Below are 18,272 nucleotides of genomic sequence, written 5' to 3'. Positions count from 1 at the left end.
GGTCGGGGTCGTCGATCATCAGGTGCAGGTCCAGCGGGATCGGGGACACCTCGAGGAGCCGCTCCACGACCGGCAGCCCCAGGGTGAGGTTGGGCACGAAGTGGTTGTCCATGACGTCGACGTGGGCCAGGTCAGCTGTGCTGATGCGCCCGAACTCGCGCTCGAGGTTGGCGAAGTCGGCGGCGAGAATGCTCGGGTTGATCCGGGTAACCATGCTTTCACCCTACCGAATCGGGGATGCCCGCCCGGCCGACGGCAGGCTCAGTCCGCTTGCCGCTGCAGCAGGGTAATGAACATGGCGTCGGTGCCGTGCCGGTGCGGCCACAGCTGCACGCTGCCGGGGTCGCCGGCCAGATCGAGCGGATGCACCGCCACCTCCTGCAGCACCGCAGCGGTGTCCAGCGGCACGACCTTGTCGCCCCAGGCCTTCCGGGCCGTCGCAACGATCCCCCGGGTCTCCGCGACATGCGGCGAGCAGGTGACGTAGGCGAGGATCCCGCCGGGCTTGAGAGCGCCGAGGGCGGCGTGGATCAGCGCGGACTGCAGGTCGCTCAGCTCGGCGACGTCCTTGGGGAGCTTCCGCCAGCGCGCCTCGGGGCGCCGGCGCAGGGCACCCAGTCCGGTGCACGGGGCATCGAGCAGGATCCGGTCGAAGGCCTCCGGCTGGTCCTCGCCCACCCAGGTGCCGTCCATCTCCCAGACCGGCACGTCGGCGGGTACGGCGGCGAGGGCCGCGCGCACCAGCTGTGCCCGGGCCGGCACGACCTCGTTCGCGACGAGGGTGGCGCCGCCGTTCAGCGCTTCGGCGGCCAGCAGTGCGGCCTTGCCGCCGGGGCCCGCGCAGAGATCGAGCCAGCGCTCCCCCGCCACGACCGGGCGGGCCCGGCTGAGCGCGAGGGCGGCGAGCTGGGAGCCCTCGTCCTGCACGCGCAGGCGCCCGGCGCTCTGCTTCATCAGGTGGTGCGGGTCTCCCCCGGCGAGCACGAAGCCGGTGGGTGAGAAATCGTTCGCGTCGCCCAGCTCGGTGGTGGCCTCGGCCAGGCCGGGCAGCGCGACCATGTTCACCCGCGGTGCGGCATTGTCGGCGGCGAGGAGTTCCTCGAGCTCGTTCTCGCGGCCCTCCTGGCGCAGGGACTGGCGGAACGCACGGACCACCCAGACCGGGTGCGAGTACAGGGCGGCGAGGGCGTCGTCCGGGGTGCTCGTGCCGGCGAGGATGCGCTCGCGCCACTCGTCGGCGCTGACCCGGGCGATCGCGCGAAGGACGCCGTTGGTGAAGCCGGTTGCCGAACGCGAGCCCACCTGGCGGGCGAGTTCGACCGATTCGTTGACGGCCGCGTGGGTGGCGACCCGGGTGGCCAGCAGCTGGTGGGCGCCGAGCCGGAGCACGTCGAGGATGGCCGGGTCGATGGCGGTGACCGGCCGGCCGGCGGCTTCGGCGATGACCCGGTCGTAGAAGCCCTGCATGCGCAGGGTGCCGTAGGTGAGCTCGGTGGCCAGGGCGGCATCCGCGGTGTTCAGGGCGGCGCGCTGGATGCGGGTGGGCAGGAGCAGGTTGGCGTAGGCGTCGGATTCACGGACGGCCGCGATGACCTCGTAGGCTACCCGGCGGGCCGGCTGCACGATGGAGGTGGGCTGCGCTGCCGCGCGGGGTGCCCGGTCCTGACGGGATCCGCCCGAGCGGGGGCCGCGGTCGCGGTTGGCGCCCGCGCGGCGCTCGTCTGCGCCGCTCATGAGGCGATCACCTCGGTCGCTGCCACTCCGCGCCACCAGTCGATTGCTTTCATTGGGGTTTTTCCTGCCGGTTGAACGGTGATGAGCTCGAGCGGCGCCGTGCCGGTGCCGATCAGAACCCGTTTGTCGATTGCGGTGACGACGCCGGCCGCCAGCCGGCCCTGGTCGTGTACGGGGGCCACGTCGTGGAGCTTGAGCCGGGCGCCACCGATTTCGGTGAACGCGCCGGGTTCGGGGGTGACCCCGCGGATGATCGCGTGGATCCGCTCGGCGGCCAGGGTCCAGTCGACCCTGGCGTCGTCGAGGGTGAGCTTGGGGGCGAGGGTGACCTCGCCGGCCTGGTCGACGGCCTGGATCGTACCGGCCCCGAGGTCGTCGACGACGGCGCGCAGCAACTCGGCGCCGCTCTGGCTGAGGCTCTCCAGCAGGGTGCCGGCCGTGGCGTGCCGGCCGATCGGGGTGCGTTGGGCGGCGAAGACGGCACCGGCGTCGAGTTCGGCGACGAGCTGGAACACGGCGGCGCCGGTTTCGGTGTCGCCGGCCATGATGGCCCGCTGCACGGGCGCCGCGCCGCGCCAGCGCGGCAGCAGGGAGAAGTGCAGGTTGATCCAGCCCAGGCGCGGTGCGGACAGCAGCGGCTCCCGCACCAGGCCGCCGTAGGCCACGATAACGCCGAGGTCGGCGCCGAGTGCTGTGATGGCGGCCGTGGCGGCGGCGTCGAGCCGGTTGGCCTTGATCACGGGCAGGCCGAGCTCCGCGGCGGCGGTGGCCACCGGCGACGGGGTCAGCACGCGCTTGCGCCCCAGAGCGGCATCGGCGCGCGTGACGACGGCGGCGATTTCATGGTCTGAGGAGGCCAGGAGGGTCAGGCTGGGCACGGCAACCTGCGGGGTCCCGGCGAAGACGAGTTTCATTTACAGGAGCTCCGGGTCGTCGAATCGTACTCTGAGTGTAGGTGCAGGGCGGAAGGAGGCGCCCTTGGGCTTCCGCCGGCTGGCCGCGTTCCGCACGATGGCGGCCTTGAGAGTGCGGGCCACCTCGTCACCGTGCGGATAGCCGAACCGCACGATGGCGCGCACCAGGGCCGGGCCGCCGGCGCGTTGCCCCGCGGCCGCGGTGGTCGCCGGCCCGCTGTTCGCTGGCCCGGTGCTTGTTGTTCCGGTGTTGGTTGGTCCGGTGTTGGTTGGTCCGGTGTTCGAGCCGCCTGCGGTGGCCGCCTCGTGCGCCACCGGGCCCAGCACGTCGAGCCCGGGCAGCTCGGCGAGGCTCGCCAGGGCGGCCTCGACCTCCGCGCTGGTGCCGGTGACCGACGCCACCCGCACTGCAGGGGGGAAGCGCAGCTGCCGGCGGTCGGCGAGTTCCCCGGCGGCGTAGGGGCCTGGCCGCCAGGTGTTGAGAGCGCTCGCGAGGGCGCCGCCCACCCCGGCGAGCATCACGGAGGCGCCGGGTGCGGCCAGGGCGGCGGCGTTGGCCCACCAGCGCAGGCAGTCCTCTCCCACCCGCAGCGACTCGCGGGCGAGCATCCGTTCGCCGTCGAGCAGCAGGATGGCGCTGTATCCGTTCCGCGGTATCGGCTCGGCGCCGCGGGTGGCTATCACCAGGGCCGGCTCCGGTCCGATGGAGAGCACCGTGTGGTCGCCGTCGGCGACGATCACCCGGGAACCGGGGAAGGCCCGGCCGAGCTCCTCCGCGGTGCGGCCGGTGCCCACGGTCACCACGCGCAGTTGGGTGGCTTCGCAGTGCGAGCAGCGCCAGCCGGCGGCGAGGTGGCCGCACCAGCGGCAGGCCGGGGTGGCGTTGGCGCTGGCCAGCGCCAGCGGGCCCTGGCAGTTCGTGCAGCGAGCGGACTGCCCGCAGGAGCGGCAGGCCAGCATCGGGGCGTAGCCGGGGCTGGCGACCTGCACGAGCACCGGTCCGGTTCGCACAGCCTCCTTCGCGACGAGCCAGGCGGCAGAGGGGATGCGTGCGGCCCTGGCCTGCGCATCGGGTTCGGCCTGGAAGGTGGTGGGAATCACCCGGGGGTGAACATCGCGGCTGGGGTGCACGGCACGCAACCAGCCGATCTCGACCAGGCGTTCGATCTCGACGCTGCGGGAGTGGCCGAGGAACACGAGTGCGCAATCGGCGGCTTCCCGGCGGATCAGCGCGGCGTCGCGGGCGTGGACATACGGGCTGAGCTGTTCGCCGTAGAGCGGGTCGCCGTCGTCCCAGATGGCGATCAGCCCGAGGTCGTGGGCGGGGGCGTACACGGCGGACCGGTTGCCGAGGATGATCCGCGGCCGGCCCTCGAGCAGGGTGAGGAAGCCGCGGTAGCGGTCGGGGTTTGCCTGCCGGGCGTCGACACGGACGACGTCCTCCGCTGGAGCGAGCAGAGCCAGGGCGGCCTGCAGCTGGTCCTGGTCGCGGAAGTCCGGGGTCACGAGGATGCTGCTCTTGCCGTGGCGGAGCGCCGACACGGCCAGTTCGGCCATGGTGACTGCCCAGGTCCCCACGGTGCTGCCGTCGTCAACCGGTTTTTTGCCGTCGGGCGGCGCGTCGGCGTTCGTTCGGGCTGGTGCGCCGGGCAGGCGCACCAGGGTCGGGACCGCGGCGACGCAGACCCGGAGCCGCTCGGCCACGATGGTGCCGAGGGTCGCCGGCGGATACTCGGCGAAGCCGGGGTCGGGCAACACCGCGCGCGCATCCGGTGTGGGCTGCGACTGCGATTCAGCCTGCGCGGCCAGCCAGGCCTTCTCCACCCGCACGGCGCGCGGCGGGACGGCGAGCCGCACGATATCGCTGGCGTTGCCGGCGGCTCGGTCGGCCAACCGCCGGGCGAGCTGCCAGACGGGTTCGGTGAGGACGGGCACGGCCGACACAATCGAGTCGACTGGGCTGAGTTTGCCGCTGTACCCCGTGTCCGGCCCGGTGCCGGGCAGGGTCGCGTCAGCGCCGGACGCCGCCTGGGCGGCCGCCGCCTGCTCCGGATCGAGCAGCTCGACCAGGTAGCCGTCGGCCACCCGGTTCGCCGAGCGCAACGGCACCCGCACCCGAACGCCGGGCTGCGCAAGGTGCGCGAGCTCGTCGGGAATGGCGTAGTCGAAGAGATGGTCGAGTTGCGGCAGGGGCGAATCGATCAGCACCCGTGCGATCAGGCCGGTGCGAGTCATCTGCGGCCTCCCTGCCCGTGCATCTCGAAGTTCAGAGCCCGGCTGCGCTTCTCAGGTCGTCGACCCTGTCCAGTCGCTCCCAGGTGAAGTCGGGCAGTTCGCGACCGAAGTGGCCGTAGGCCGCGGTCTGGGCGTAGATCGGGCGGAGCAGGTCGAGGTCATGGATGATCGCGGCCGGGCGCAGGTCGAAGACCTCGCGGATCGCGGCGGTGATGTCCTTCTCCGGCAGGGCGCCGGTGCCGAAGGTCTCCACATACAGGCCGACGGGCGAGGCTGTGCCGATCGCGTAGGCGACCTGGATCTCGAGCCGTTCGGCCAGGCCCGCCGCGACGGCGTTCTTGGCCACCCAGCGCATGGCGTAGGCGCCGGAACGGTCGACCTTGGACGGGTCCTTGCCGCTGAATGCGCCGCCGCCATGCCGGCTGGATCCGCCGTAGGTGTCGATGATGATCTTGCGGCCGGTGAGGCCGGCATCGCCCTGCGGGCCGCCGATCTCGAAGCGGCCGGTCGGGTTGACGAGGGTGCGGAGGTTGCTCGCGTCGAGGTCGACGCGCTCCAGCACCGGCTTGATGACGAGCTCGGCGATCTCGGCGCGCAGCTGCTCCGTGCGCACCGACGGCGAGTGCTGGGTGGACAGCACCACGGTTTCGACGGTGCGCGGGATGATGCCGTCGTAGCCGATGGTGACCTGGGTCTTGCCGTCGGGGCGCAGGTAGCTGAGCTCGCCGGACTTGCGCACCTCGGCGAGGCGCTCGGCCATGCGGTGCGCGATCCAGATCGGGATCGGCATCAGCTCGGGGGTCTCGCGCGTGGCGTAGCCGAACATGATGCCCTGGTCGCCGGCGCCCTGGCGGTCGTAATCGTCGAGACTGTCCTGCTCGCGGCTTTCGTAGGCGTCGTCGACGCCCTGCGCGATGTCGGGCGACTGGCCGCCGATGGAGATCTCGACGCCGCAGGAGCGGCCGTCGAACCAAACGTCGGACGAGTCGTATCCGATGTCGGTGATGCACTTGCGCACAATCGAGGGGATTTCGACGTAGCCGGCGGTGGTGACCTCACCGGCGACGTGCACGAGACCCGTGGTGACGAGGGTCTCGACGGCGACCCGGCTGTGCGGGTCCTCGGTGAGGAGCGCGTCGAGGATGGTGTCGGAGATCTGGTCGCAGATCTTGTCCGGGTGGCCTTCGGTGACTGACTCCGAGGTGAAGAGGCGAAGATCGCTCATCGGGGCGTCTCAATTCTGTGTCTAAGGTGCTGCGGTTGACGTGGTGAAGCAGGTGCCGCACGCCGGGGCGTGCATGCCTGATCGCGAACGATCAGGGCGATTCCTCAGGCGACGGGTGCGTCCTGACGGATGCCGTTCAGGATGCTGTCGAGGATACGGTGGGCCACCGACAACTTCGTTCCGGAGGCCTCCATCACTATATCTCCGGCCCGGTCCAGCACCTCGATCTCGTTACGTTCGGTGGCAAACCCCTGGCTCCAGCCGACCCGGTTGAGCACGAGCAGGTCGGAGCCCTTGCGCTGGATTTTGGTTCGGCCGAGTTCGCGGCGGAGGGTGTCGTCCGGTTCGGTCTCGGCGGCGAAGCCCACGATCACCTGGCCGGCGCGCCGGTCCCCGACCAGGCCGGCAAGCACATCCGGGTTGCGGATGAGCTCGAGGGACATCCTCTCCCCCGTGGCGTCTTTCTTGATCTTCTCGGCCTGCACGTCGGCCGGCCGGTAGTCGGCGACGGCGGCGGCCATGATCACGATGTCGGCGGAGCCGGCGGCCGCGTGCATCGCCTCCTGCAGTTCGAGGGTGCTGCTGACGCTGTGCACGGTGACTCCGGCGGGAACGGGCACCTCGAGGTGTGCCGCGACGAGGGTCACGATGGCGCCGCGGCTGACGGCCGCTTCGGCGAGGGCGACGCCCTGGCGGCCGCTGGATCGGTTGCCGAGGAAACGCACCGGGTCGAGGGGTTCGCGGGTGCCGCCGGCGCTGATGAGCACGTGCCGGCCGGCAAGATCCTGTCCGGTGGAGCCCTGTCCGGTGGAGCCCTGTCCGGTGAAGCCCTGTTCGGTGGCTTCCTGGGCGGGGCCGGCCGGTGTCTCGCCGCGGTGCGCGGCCAGGGCCTCGAGCGCGGCGGCCAGAATGGTGTCGGGTTCTTCCATCCGCCCGGGGCCGGAATCGGCGCCGGTGAGCCGGCCGATGCCGGGGCCCACGATGGTGATGCCGCGTGCGCGCAGGGTGGCGATGTTGGCCACGGTGGCGGGGTTGTTCCACATCTCGGTGTGCATGGCCGGCGCCAGAACCAGCGGGGCGGTGCTGGCGAGGATGGTGTTGCCGAGGAGGTCGTCGGCCAGGCCGAGGGCGATCTTGGCGATGCTGTTGGCGGTGGCCGGCGCGACCACGATGAGGTCGGCGGACTGGCCGATGGCCACGTGCCGCACCTCGGCGACGCCCTCGTAGAGGTCGGTGTGCACCGGGTTCCGGGAGATGGCCTCGAGGGTGGGTTTGCCGACGAAGCGCAGGGCCGCTGTTGTGGCGACGACGTGAACGTCGTCCCCGAGCAGCACAAAAGCGCGCACGAGGTTGACGGCCTTGTAGGCAGCGATGCCGCCGGTTATCCCGACGACGATCGTGCGACCAGTCGACATCCTGCGCGCTTTGGTGGCTGTTACGTCGAGTTACTCGACGATGGGCTTCGAGGCGAGCTTGTCCTCGTTAATCTCGCGCAGGGCCACGGAGAGCGGCTTGTCGTCGACGGTGGAGTCGACGAGCGGTCCGACGTTGTCGAACAGGCTGCCTTCGTGCAGGTCTGCGTAGTAGTCGTTGATCTGGCGGGCGCGCTTGGAGGCGAAGATCACCAGGGCGTACTTGGAATCGACCTTGGTCAGCAGGTCGTCGATGGGCGGGTCAATGATGCCAGTGGGCTTGTTGGGCACGCTGTCACACTCCTTCATGCAGTTCAAGCAAAATGTACGGGCTACGCGGTGTCATGCCGGTGGTCTCCATGGCCGGAAACCCTGACAATCGTCACGATGATGCGCCTGTTCGACGCGGGAATTCAAGTACGGCGGGCGCTACGACGGCGTCGCTGACTTGCGAATCTGCATCAAGTCTACGACCTCTTCGGCCGCTTCGGCCACGTCGGTGTTCACGACACGGTAATCGAACTCGCCCTGGGCGGCCAATTCGAGCTTCGCGGTCTCCAGCCGACGCGCCTGTTCGGCGGAATCCTCGGTGCCCCGGCCGATCAGGCGGCGCACCAATTCGTCCCAGGTCGGCGGCAGCAGGAACACCAGGCGGGCCTCCGGCATCGCCCGGCGCACGGCGCGAGCGCCCTGGATGTCGATCTCGAGCAGCACGCTGTTGCCGTCGTTGATCGCGGCCTCGACCGGGCCGCGCGGGGTGCCGTAGCGGTAGGCGTTGTGCACGGTGGCGTACTCGAGGAGCTCGCCGGCTTCGATCAAGCGGTCGAACTCGGCGTCCGACACAAAGAAGTAGCTGACGCCCTCCACCTCACCGGCGCGGGGCGCCCTGGTGGTGGCCGAGACCGACAGGTGCACCTCGGGGTGGTGCTCGCGGATGTACCCGGCCACGGTGCCCTTTCCCACGGCGGTGGGACCGGCCAGGACGACCAGGCGGGAGTCCGGGGCTCCGCGGCGGGCGGTGGGCCTGGCGGCGAGGAAGTCCCGCAGCCTGTCGCGCTGGTGCTTGCCCAGGCCGCCCAGCCGCTTGGACGGTGAAATCTCGAGCTTGGTCATGATGCGCTGCATCTTGGTGACGCCGATCGCGGGGATGCTCACGAGGAGCTCGGTGACACGCAGCCGGCCCTCGACGCCGTTGGGATCTTTCACGGCGGCGGCGAGCACGTCGAGGGACGTGCGCTCACCGGCGGCGACCTGCGCCTTGACCGCGGCTCGGGCTCGTCTGGCCGCCACGGCGGCGCGGGAGGCCGCGACGCGGTCGACGTCGGGTGGGGTAGGGCGATTGTCAGCCACGGGTCGCTCCAGCTTCGGTTACTCGGCGTGTTATCTCATCGGCCACCTGGTCCGGGCCTGCTGACAACACGCTGCGCGATTCACTCACGATAACGCCTTGAGCGTATCCACCGAACAAACTGGTCAGATCGGTGGGATTCGCTCCCTGATGGCCGAAGCCGGGGGCGAGCACCGGAGTGACGACGGCGGCCGCCGGGGCGGAGATGTCGATGCCGAAATCACCGAGGGAGACGGTGGCTCCGAGCACGACGCCGACGGAGCCGAACCCGGTGGTCGGGCCGGCAACATCGGTAGGGGTGTCGACAACGTGGGCCGTTTCATTGATCTCACGAACCTGGGCGAGCACCGACGCGGCGACCGAATGTCCCGCCTGCGTTCCCCGCGCCAGGACGGCCTGCTGCAGATCTGCGGCCTCCGGGTTGGACGTCGCCGCGAGCAGGAAGAGCCCCTTCTGGTACTCGGCAGCCAGGGCGATCGTGCTCGCGAGCGAGCCGACGCCCATGTACGGGTTCACGGTGATCGCGTCGACCTCCAGCGGGGACCCCGGGCTGAGCCAGGCCTGTCCGTAGGCCTCGACGCTGGTACCCAGGTCGCCGCGCTTGACGTCGGCGATGACCAGGAGTCCGGCGGCGCGCGCGTCAGCGAGCACCCGTTCGAGCGCGGCGTAGCCGGCGGAGCCGAACCGTTCGTAGAACGCCACCTGGGGCTTTACAATGCCCACCCGTCCGGCGGCGGCCTCGACGACCCGGCGACCGAAGTCCTCGGCGCCGGCCGCACTGTCGGGAAGGCCCCAGTCGGTCAGCAGCCAGGAGTGCGGGTCGATTCCGACGCAGAGCCGGCCGAACCGGTCGAACGCATCCTCGAGGCGTTCGCCGAAGGTGGCAGTCGTTGCGACCGATTCGGCTGGGCTCACGGCGCCGGCTGGGGTCACAGCGCCGCCGTCCGCTGGGCCGCGTACTCCTGCAGGCTGGTGACCTCGAAACCGGTGCGGATCGAGTCGATCGAACCGACGGCTGCGGCAAGCTCGGCGATGGTGGTGAACAGGGGCAGGTCGCCCGCGACGGCCGCGGCGCGGATCTCGTAGCCATCCGCCCTGGCGGTGCGACCGTTGGGTGTGTTGATCACGATCTGCACCTCCTCGCGTCGGATCAGGTCGACGACGGTGTCCACGGACTCATCGGCCTTTTCACTGAACTTAGCCACCACTGTGGCCCCGATTCCGTTCCGCCGCAAAACTTCGGCGGTTCCTTCGGTGGCCATGATCGTGTAGCCCAGCTGCGAGAGACGGAGCATCGGCAGGATCACGGCGCGCTTGTCGCGGTCGGAGACCGACACGAAGACGGTGCCGGTGAGCGGGATCCCGCCGTAGGCGGCGAGCTGGCTCTTCGCGAAGGCCCGCGGGAAGTCGCGGTCGATGCCCATGACCTCGCCGGTGGAGCGCATCTCCGGGCCGAGCACAGAGTCGACGATCAGGCCTTCCTGGGTGCGGAACCGGTTGAACGGCAGCACGGCTTCCTTGACGGCGACCGGGGAGTCGATCGGCACTCGGGAGCCGTCGATCTCCGGCAGCTTGCCGGCGGCCTTGAGTTCGGCGATGGTCGTGCCCACCATGATCAGCGACGCGGCCTTTGCGAGGGTGATGCCCAGGGCCTTGGCGACGAACGGCACGGTGCGGGAGGCACGCGGGTTGGCCTCGAGCACGTAGAGCACGCCGGCGCCGATGGCGAACTGCACATTCAGCAATCCGCGCACGCCGATGCCCTTGGCGATGGCCAGGGTCGCGTCGCGCACCCGGTCGATCTCGGCGCGGCCGAGGGTGACCGGTGGGAGGGTGCAGCTGGAGTCCCCGGAGTGCACGCCGGCTTCTTCGATGTGCTCCATCACGCCGCCGATGTACAGCTCGTGGCCGTCGTAGATGGCGTCGACGTCGATCTCGATGGCGTCGTCGAGGAAGCGGTCCACCAGCAGCGGGTGCGACGGGCCGATGATGCCCTGGCCCTGCATGCGGGTGAAGTAGTCGGCCAGCGACCCGCTGTCGTAGATGATCTCCATGCCCCGGCCGCCGAGCACGTAGCTGGGGCGCACGAGCACCGGGTAGCCGATCTCCTCGGCCACCACGACGGCGCCGGCGAAGTCGATCGCCACGCCGTTCCGCGGGGCGAGCAGGCCGGCGTCGGCGAGGATGCCGCTGAACAGGCCGCGCTCTTCCGCCAGGTCGATCGCGGTCGGCGAGGTACCCAGGATCGGGATGCCCTCGGCCTCGAGGCCTTTGGCCAGGCCGAGCGCGGTCTGGCCGCCGAGCTGAACGACCACGCCGACGAGTTCGCCGCTCTGGCTTTCGGCGTGGATGATCTCCAGCACGTCCTCCAGGGTGAGCGGTTCGAAGTAGAGGCGGTCGCTGGTGTCGTAGTCGGTGGAGACCGTTTCCGGGTTGCAGTTGATCATGATGGTCTCGTAGCCGGCCTCGGAGAGGGCGAACGACGCGTGCACGCAGGAGTAGTCGAACTCGACGCCCTGGCCGATCCGGTTCGGGCCTGAGCCGAGGATGACGACCTTCTTGCGGTCGCTCGCGACGACCTCGGTCTCCTGGTCGTAGCTCGAGTAGTGGTACGGGGTGAGGGCGGGGAACTCGCCGGCGCAGGTGTCGACGGTCTTGAAGACCGGGCGCACGCCGAGGATATGGCGCACCTTCCGCACATCCGCCTCGCCGAAGCCGCGGAGTTCGCCGATCTGGGCGTCGGAGAATCCGTGGTCCTTCGCCGTGCGCAGGATCTCGGTGTCGAGGGTGTCCGAGGCGGCGACGGCGTCGGCGATCTCGTTGATGAGCACGATCTGGTCGAGGAACCACGGGTCGATCTTGGTGGCTTCGAAGAGCTGCTCGATGCTGGCACCCTTGCGGAGTGCCTGCTGCACGGTGACGATGCGGCCGTCGGTGGGGACCTCGGCGACCTCGAGGAGCTCCTCGACGGAACGAGTCTCGGTGCCCCAGTGGAACGAGGAGCCGCGCTTCTCGAGCGAGCGAAGCGCCTTCTGCAGCGCTGAGGCGTAGTTGCGGCCGATGGCCATGGCCTCGCCGACGGATTTCATGGTCGTGGTCAGGCGCGCATCCGCCTTGGGGAACTTCTCGAACGCGAACCTGGGCACCTTGACGACGACGTAGTCGAGCGTGGGCTCGAAGCTGGCCGGGGTGACTTTGGTGATGTCGTTGGGGATCTCGTCGAGGCGGTAGCCGAGCGCGAGCTTCGCGGCGATCTTGGCGATCGGGAAGCCGGTCGCCTTGCTCGCCAGGGCGGAGGACCGGGACACCCGCGGGTTCATTTCGATGACGATGATGCGCCCGTTGGCCGGGTCGATGGCGAACTGGATGTTGCAGCCGCCGGTGTCCACACCGACGGCGCGGATGATGTCGATGCCGATGTCGCGCAGCTTCTGGTACTCACGGTCGGTGAGGGTGAGCGCCGGAGCGACGGTGATCGAGTCGCCGGTGTGCACGCCGACCGGGTCGACGTTCTCGATGGAGCAGACGACCACCGTGTTGTCGGCGGTGTCGCGCATCATCTCGAGCTCGTATTCCTTCCAACCGAGGATGGACTCCTCCAGGAGTACCTCGGTGGTCGGGCTCTGGTGCAGGCCGTCACCGACGATGCGGCGCAGCTCTTCTTCGGTGTAGGCGAAGCCGGAGCCGAGGCCGCCCATGGTGAAGGAGGGGCGCACGACCAGCGGGTAGCCGAGGTCCTCGGCGAAGCCGACGGCCTCTTCGACGGTGTGGGCGATGTAGGACTTGGCCACATCCGCGCCGGCGTCGAGAACCAGCTGCTTGAAGATCTGGCGGTCTTCACCCTTCTGGATGGCCTCGAACTTCGCGCCGATGAGCTCGACGTTGTACTTGGTGAGGATCCCGCGCTCGTGCAGGGCGATCGCCGCGTTGAGGGCCGTCTGGCCGCCCAGGGTCGGCAGGATCGCATCCGGGCGTTCCTTGGCGATGATGGTCTCGAGGATCTCCGGGGTGATCGGCTCGATGTACGTCGCGTCCGCGAAGTCGGGGTCGGTCATGATGGTGGCCGGGTTGGAGTTGACCAGGATCACCCGGACGCCCTCTTCGCGGAGGACCCGGCATGCCTGGGTGCCGGAGTAGTCGAACTCGCAGGCCTGGCCGATCACGATCGGGCCCGATCCGATGACGAGGACGCTGTTGATATCGTCGCGCTTAGGCATTACTTGGCGTCTCCTGCTCCGGCGGCCGCGTGCGCGACCACCACATCCCTGAACCTGTCGAAAAGATAGTTGGCGTCGTGCGGGCCGGACGCGGACTCCGGGTGGTACTGCACCGAGAAGGCCGGAATGTCCAGGCACCGGATGCCCTCGACCACTTGGTCGTTGAGGCTGTAGTGGCTGACCTCGACCTTGCCGAAACCGGTCTTGGACTCGTGCACGCCCTCGATGGGCATGTCGACGGCGAAGCCGTGGTTCTGCGAGGTGATCTCCACCCGGCCGGTGGCCTTGTCGAGCACCGGCTGGTTGATGCCGCGGTGACCGAACGGCAGCTTGTACGTGCCGAAGCCGAGGGCGCGGCCGAGTAGCTGGTTGCCGAAGCAGATGCCGAAGTACGGCACGCCGGCACGGAGCACCTCCTGCAGCAGCGTGACGTGGGCGTCGCTGGCGGCCGGGTCGCCGGGGCCGTTCGAGAAGAACAGCGCAGACGGCTTGAGGGACAGCACGTGCTCGGCGGTGACCGACTGCGGCAGCACGAACACCTCGAAGCCGCGTTCGGCCAGGTAGTTGAGCGTGGACGTCTTCACGCCGAGGTCGAGAACGGCGACCGAGCCGATGCGCTCGCCCGTGGCCGGCAGCGAGTACGGCTCGACGGTCGAGACATCGTCGGACAGGTTGCGGCCGCGCATGCTGGCGCCGCCGCGGACGAGTTCGAGCTGTTCGCTCTCGGAGATGTCGTATCGGTCCCCGGAGAAGATGCCGCTGCGCATGGCGCCCTTTGAACGGATGTGCCGGGTGATGGCGCGGGTGTCGATACCGCTGATGCCCACGATGTCGTGGGATTCCAGCTCGGCTTCGAGGGTGCGCTGGGAGCGGAAGTTGGAGGGCACGCGGGCGGGCTCGCGAACCACGAAACCGGCAACCCAGATGCGGCTGGATTCCATGTCTTCGTCGTTGGCCCCGGTATTGCCGATGTGCGGGGCCGTCATGAGGACGATCTGGCCGGCGTAGGACGGGTCGGTGAGCGTCTCCTGGTAGCCGGTCATGCCGGTGGCGAAGACGATCTCGCCCAGCGTCTGTCCTTGGCGGCCGTAGGCACGTCCCACGTAGCGGGTGCCGTCTTCGAGGACGAGCACGGCCGGAGCCGGGGTGGATGTTGGGTAGCTCACGGGCTACACCTCACTTTCTTCGGTGCCGATTGTTCTGGTGCCGGCTGTGCCGGGCGCGCTGGGCGCGAGTGATCGAATGGCCTCGCTGATCGCAGTGCGATCGGCGGGGTCGCTGAATCGGAAATAGCTGTCGACGCTGGCGGGCGCGGCAGTCGAGTCTGGGTCCGGGCTGGAGGGGGCGGAGCTCGAGGGGGCGAGCCGCCAGCCCAGGAGTAGCAGGCCGCCGGGCTCGACGGCGCGATCGATGGCCCAGGTGGCGTCGGTGACCCGCTCCACGGCGGCCGCGGGGATGAACAGCGCAGGTGAGCCGGCGAGTTCGAGCAGCACACCGTGTTCGGTGACGGAGACGCCACCGCGGGCGCGGAAGCCCAGCCCGGGGATTGCCAGGCGCTCCAGCGGCGCATCCCTCGGTGTCGTGGCGACGTAGAGGGCCGCTGCGGAGGCCAGTTCCCGGCCCGGTTCGGTGGGCGAAGGGTAGCCTGCGGGCAAGCCGGCATCCCGGGTGCTGCGGCGGCGCCAGGAGCGCAGCATCAGAGCGAGGATGCCGAGCAGCACCAGGACGGTGATGATCGTGGCAACGGTGCGGCTACTCATGACGACCCCCGGTCACGGTGGCCCGTGCGGCACTGATCTGCGCGGTGCTCTGCAGGGCGCCGCCCAGCACGGTGGCGTAGCCACGGTGGAAGGTCGCCATCACCTGACCGGGCAGCGTCATCTCGAGGTACGGCGAGTTCACGCCCTTGCCGACGAGATTTTCCCGGCCGAAGACGCGGCGGGCGCTCGGGTCGTAGAGGGTCAGTTCGGCGGGCCCGCCCACGGCGAGCGGCCGGCCCTGACCCTGGATGCGGCCGATCCGGGCGGGAACGCTCGACATGACCCGCACCAGGTCGCCCCAGTTCAGGTAGCCGGTGTCGACGAGGGCGGCGTGTGCCACCGACAGTGCGGATTCGAGTCCGACCATGCCGTTGGCGGCGGCGCCCCACTCGCAGTCCTTCGACTCGATCGGGTGCGGCGCGTGGTCGGTGGCGATGATGTCGATCGTGCCGTCCTTGACGCCCTGGCGCAGGGCTTCGACGTCCTCGCGGCGGCGGAGCGGCGGGTTCACCTTGTACCGGGCGTCGTAACCGGCGACCAGTTCCTCGGTGAGCAGCAGGTGGTGCGGCGTAACCTCTGCGGTCACGTTGATGCCGCGGGCCTTGGCCCAGCGCACCACATCGACGGCTCCGGCGGTGGAGAGGTGGCAGACATGCAGGCGGGAACCGACGTGTTCGGCCAGCAGTACGTCGCGGGCGATGATCGATTCCTCGGCCACGGCCGGCCAGCCGGTGAGGCCGAGCTCGCTGGACAGGGCGCCTTCGTTCATCTGGGCGCCGACGGTGAGGCGGGGCTCCTGCGAGTGCTGGGCGACGACGCCGTCGAAGGCCTTGACGTACTCAAGCGCCCGGCGCATCAGCAGCGGGTCGGAGACACAGAACCCGTCGTCGGAGAAGACCCGCACGCTGGCGCGGCTGGCGGCCATCGCGCCCAGTTCGGCCAGGCGTTCGCCCGCGAGCCCCACGGTGACGGCGCCGATCGGTTGCACGGTGACGTAGCCGGCGCTCTCCCCCAGGGCGAGCACCTGCTCGACGACGCCGGCGGTGTCCTGCACCGGTGAGGTGTTGGCCATCGCGAACACGGTGGTGTAGCCGCCGATGGCGGCGGCCTGGCTGCCCGTGAGCACTGTTTCGCTCTGCTCGTAGCCGGGCTCGCGCAGGTGCGTGTGCAGGTCGACCAGGCCGGGGAGGGCGAGCAGGCCGTCGGCGTCGATCACTGTGGCGCCGGCGTCGGAGAGCCGGGAGCCCATGTCATCGATTCGGCCGTCGGACAGGAGCAGGTCGGTGCTGGTTCCGTCGCTGAGCTGGGCTCCGCGCAGAAGGAAACGTTCGGTCGACATTCAGTGGTCCTCTCGGTCGCCGGAAAGCAACAGGTACAGCGCCGCCATCCGGACGGAGACCCCGTTCGCGACCTGTTCGCGCACTGTGGACCGGTCAGAATCGGCTGCGGCGGAGGAGATCTCCAGGCCGCGATTCATCGGTCCGGGGTGCATGACAATGCTATGCGACGAGAGCCGGGCGAAGCGTTCGTCGTCCAGGCCCCAGCGGCGGGAGTATTCCCGGCTGTTCGGGAAGAACGCGGCGTTCATGCGCTCGGCCTGGATGCGCAGCATCATCACGACGTCGGGGCCGGCGTCGATGGCCGCGTCCAGGTCGTACCCGATGGTGGCCGGCCACGCCGTCGTGTCGGAGGGCACCAGGGTGGGCGGGGCGATGAAGGTAACGTGCGCTCCGAGGGTGTCCAACAGCCACAGGTTGGAGCGGGCGACCCGGGAGTGCAGGATGTCGCCGACGATGGTGACGCTGACACCGTCGAGGGCGCGGCCGCGGGACGCGGCGCCGTGCAGGCGGCGGCGGATGGTGAACGCGTCGAGCAGCGCCTGGGTGGGGTGCTCGTGGGTGCCGTCGCCGGCGTTGATGATGCCGGCGTCGATCCAGCCGCTGCCGGCGAGCACCTGCGGGGCGCCCGAGGCGGGGTGGCGGATGACGACACCGTCGGCGCCCATCGCGGCTAGCGTCTGCGCGGTGTCCTTGAGGCTCTCCCCCTTGGAGACGCTCGAGCCCTTGGCGCTGAAGTTGATCACGTCGGCGCTGAGGCGCTTCGCGGCGGCCTCGAAGGAGATGCGGGTGCGGGTGGAGTCTTCGAAGAAGAGGTTGACCACGGTTTTGCCGCGGAGGGTGGGCAGCTTCTTGACCTCGCGGTTGGCCACATCCGCCATGTCCTCGGCGATGTCGAGCAGCGCGATGGCTTCGGTGCGTCCGAGCGACTTGGTGGAGAGCAGGTGCCTCACTCTGTACCTCCTTCGATGCTGACGAATTCGTCGCCGTCGATCTCGGTGACATGCACGTTGATGCGCTCGTGGGAGGCACTGGGCAGGTTCTTGCCCACGAAATCGGCGCGGATCGGCAGCTCTCGGTGGCCGCGGTCGACCAGTACGGCGAGCCGGACGACGCCGGGCCGGCCGTGGTCGCCGAGCGCGTCGAGGGCCGACCGAATCGTGCGACCGGAGTAGAGCACGTCATCGACGAGCACCACCGTGGCGCCGTCGATGCTGCCCGGGACCTGGGTCGGCGACGGGGTGCGGGTGCGGGTGTGGGCGAGGTCGTCGCGGTACATCGTCACGTCCAGCGAGCCGACTCGCACAGCGGCGGAGCCGGGCTCGATGCGCTGGATGATCGCGGCTATGCGCTGGGCGAGGGCCACTCCCCGAGTGGGGATGCCCAAGATGACCAGGTTCTCGCTTCCTCGATTGGACTCCAGGATCTCGTGGGAGATCCGAGTCAATGCTCGGGTGATGTCAGCCTGGGTGAGCACGGTGCGCTCCGTCAAACCAACCTCCTTTCCCGTCTCACAGGACGGCTCTTAAAGTCGGTTTTCTTACCGCGGAAAAGCCTACCATTGCGTTCCGGGCATCCGCTCGCGCTGCCGTGCGAGCCGCACCTGAACCGGTTCCCTTGGGGATGCCCGTTCCTGCGTCCAGGGCCGGCTCGCGGGGTCTACTCCGACAGCTCAGCACGCCGAAGCTCGACCAGCGGATTGTGGCGATCCGTAGGTCGCCTCGCGGGGTCTCGACCAGCTCGACCGGCGGACTGGTCGCGCCCCGTAAGTCCGCTCGCTCCGCCGGTCGAGCTCGTCGAGACCTCGTGACGTGCGTGCGTGTCGCACCCCTACGCCGGTCGAGCTCGACGAGACCTCGTTTCGTGCGCGCCTGTCGCGTGCCTCGTCAAGACCGCAGCTGGGCGTTAGAACGGCGGGTTCTCCGGGACCGGTGCTGTCGGGTGGCGTGTGGGCTGGTGCCGCGGCATCAGGTAGCTGTCGTCCGCGGGTCGCTTCGGGGTTGTCGGTCCCACGGTCGGCGGTTGGGGCCGGGGTGGGCCGATCGGGTTGGCCGGGTCGGTGCGGTAGGTGCGCTTGCCCGGTGAGGTCC

The 18,272-nt window shown here is 69.7% G+C and carries 14 protein-coding genes and 2 pseudogenes; all 16 read right to left on the bottom strand.

Annotated elements, in window-relative coordinates; translation table 11 throughout:
• A pseudogene (locus JWP54_RS03905) lies at positions 1-214 on the bottom strand (ribulose-phosphate 3-epimerase); the annotation flags it as partial.
• 47 nt (positions 215-261) lie between these two features.
• Positions 262-1,734: a transcription antitermination factor NusB gene (locus JWP54_RS03900; protein WP_297367533.1), complete on the bottom strand. Its 1,473-nt coding sequence runs from the start codon at positions 1,732-1,734 to the stop codon at positions 262-264.
• Positions 1,731-2,648 carry a methionyl-tRNA formyltransferase gene (fmt, locus tag JWP54_RS03895; protein ID WP_297367530.1) on the bottom strand — a complete coding sequence of 306 codons (918 nt, stop codon included), beginning with the start codon at positions 2,646-2,648 and terminating at the stop codon, positions 1,731-1,733. Before fmt ends, JWP54_RS03900 begins: the two co-directional genes overlap by 4 nt.
• Entirely contained in the window at positions 2,649-4,883 is a 2,235-nt protein-coding gene (locus JWP54_RS03890) for a primosomal protein N' (RefSeq protein WP_297367527.1), read from the bottom strand.
• Positions 4,884-4,914: 31 nt separating this feature from the next.
• Positions 4,915-6,108, bottom strand: coding sequence for a methionine adenosyltransferase (metK, locus tag JWP54_RS03885; RefSeq protein ID WP_104166339.1), 1,194 nt, complete (start codon positions 6,106-6,108; stop codon positions 4,915-4,917).
• Positions 6,109-6,212: 104 nt separating this feature from the next.
• Entirely contained in the window at positions 6,213-7,523 is a 1,311-nt protein-coding gene (locus tag JWP54_RS03880) for a phosphopantothenate--cysteine ligase family flavoprotein (RefSeq protein WP_297367519.1), read from the bottom strand.
• Positions 7,524-7,553: 30 nt separating this feature from the next.
• Positions 7,554-7,811, bottom strand: a complete 258-nt coding sequence (gene rpoZ, locus JWP54_RS03875; RefSeq protein ID WP_297367515.1) for a DNA-directed RNA polymerase subunit omega — start codon at positions 7,809-7,811, stop codon at positions 7,554-7,556.
• A gap of 138 nt (positions 7,812-7,949) precedes the next feature.
• Complete coding sequence (gmk, locus tag JWP54_RS03870) at positions 7,950-8,870, bottom strand: guanylate kinase (protein ID WP_297367512.1); 921 nt, start codon at positions 8,868-8,870, stop codon at positions 7,950-7,952.
• Complete coding sequence (gene pyrF / locus JWP54_RS03865) at positions 8,863-9,801, bottom strand: orotidine-5'-phosphate decarboxylase (protein WP_297367509.1); 939 nt, start codon at positions 9,799-9,801, stop codon at positions 8,863-8,865. Before pyrF ends, gmk begins: the two co-directional genes overlap by 8 nt.
• Positions 9,798-13,085 carry a carbamoyl-phosphate synthase large subunit gene (gene carB / locus JWP54_RS03860; protein ID WP_297367504.1) on the bottom strand — a complete coding sequence of 1,096 codons (3,288 nt, stop codon included), beginning with the start codon at positions 13,083-13,085 and terminating at the stop codon, positions 9,798-9,800. Before carB ends, pyrF begins: the two co-directional genes overlap by 4 nt.
• On the bottom strand, positions 13,085-14,251 hold the full coding sequence (gene carA, locus JWP54_RS03855) for a glutamine-hydrolyzing carbamoyl-phosphate synthase small subunit (RefSeq protein WP_297367500.1): 1,167 nt from the start codon (positions 14,249-14,251) through the stop codon (positions 13,085-13,087). The genes carB and carA overlap by 1 nt, the downstream gene beginning before the upstream one ends.
• Positions 14,252-14,254: 3 nt before the next feature.
• Positions 14,255-14,845: a hypothetical protein gene (locus JWP54_RS03850; protein ID WP_297367497.1), complete on the bottom strand. Its 591-nt coding sequence runs from the start codon at positions 14,843-14,845 to the stop codon at positions 14,255-14,257.
• Positions 14,838-16,184 (bottom strand): dihydroorotase, encoded by a 1,347-nt coding sequence (locus tag JWP54_RS03845; RefSeq protein WP_297367494.1) that lies wholly within the window; start codon positions 16,182-16,184, stop codon positions 14,838-14,840. The genes JWP54_RS03850 and JWP54_RS03845 overlap by 8 nt, the downstream gene beginning before the upstream one ends.
• On the bottom strand, positions 16,185-17,135 hold the full coding sequence (locus JWP54_RS03840) for an aspartate carbamoyltransferase catalytic subunit (RefSeq protein WP_297367490.1): 951 nt from the start codon (positions 17,133-17,135) through the stop codon (positions 16,185-16,187).
• Complete coding sequence (pyrR, locus tag JWP54_RS03835; RefSeq protein WP_297367487.1) at positions 17,132-17,674, bottom strand: bifunctional pyr operon transcriptional regulator/uracil phosphoribosyltransferase PyrR; 543 nt, start codon at positions 17,672-17,674, stop codon at positions 17,132-17,134. Before pyrR ends, JWP54_RS03840 begins: the two co-directional genes overlap by 4 nt.
• A gap of 413 nt (positions 17,675-18,087) precedes the next feature.
• Positions 18,088-18,272 (bottom strand): annotated as a pseudogene (locus tag JWP54_RS03830) (hypothetical protein); the annotation flags it as partial.

The sequence above is a fragment of the Cryobacterium sp. genome (genome assembly GCF_025463825.1).
In the GTDB taxonomy this organism is placed as follows: domain Bacteria; phylum Actinomycetota; class Actinomycetes; order Actinomycetales; family Microbacteriaceae; genus Cryobacterium.
The sequence above is the reverse complement of the archived record's forward strand: the minus strand, read 5'-3'. Positions and strand labels throughout refer to the sequence as shown.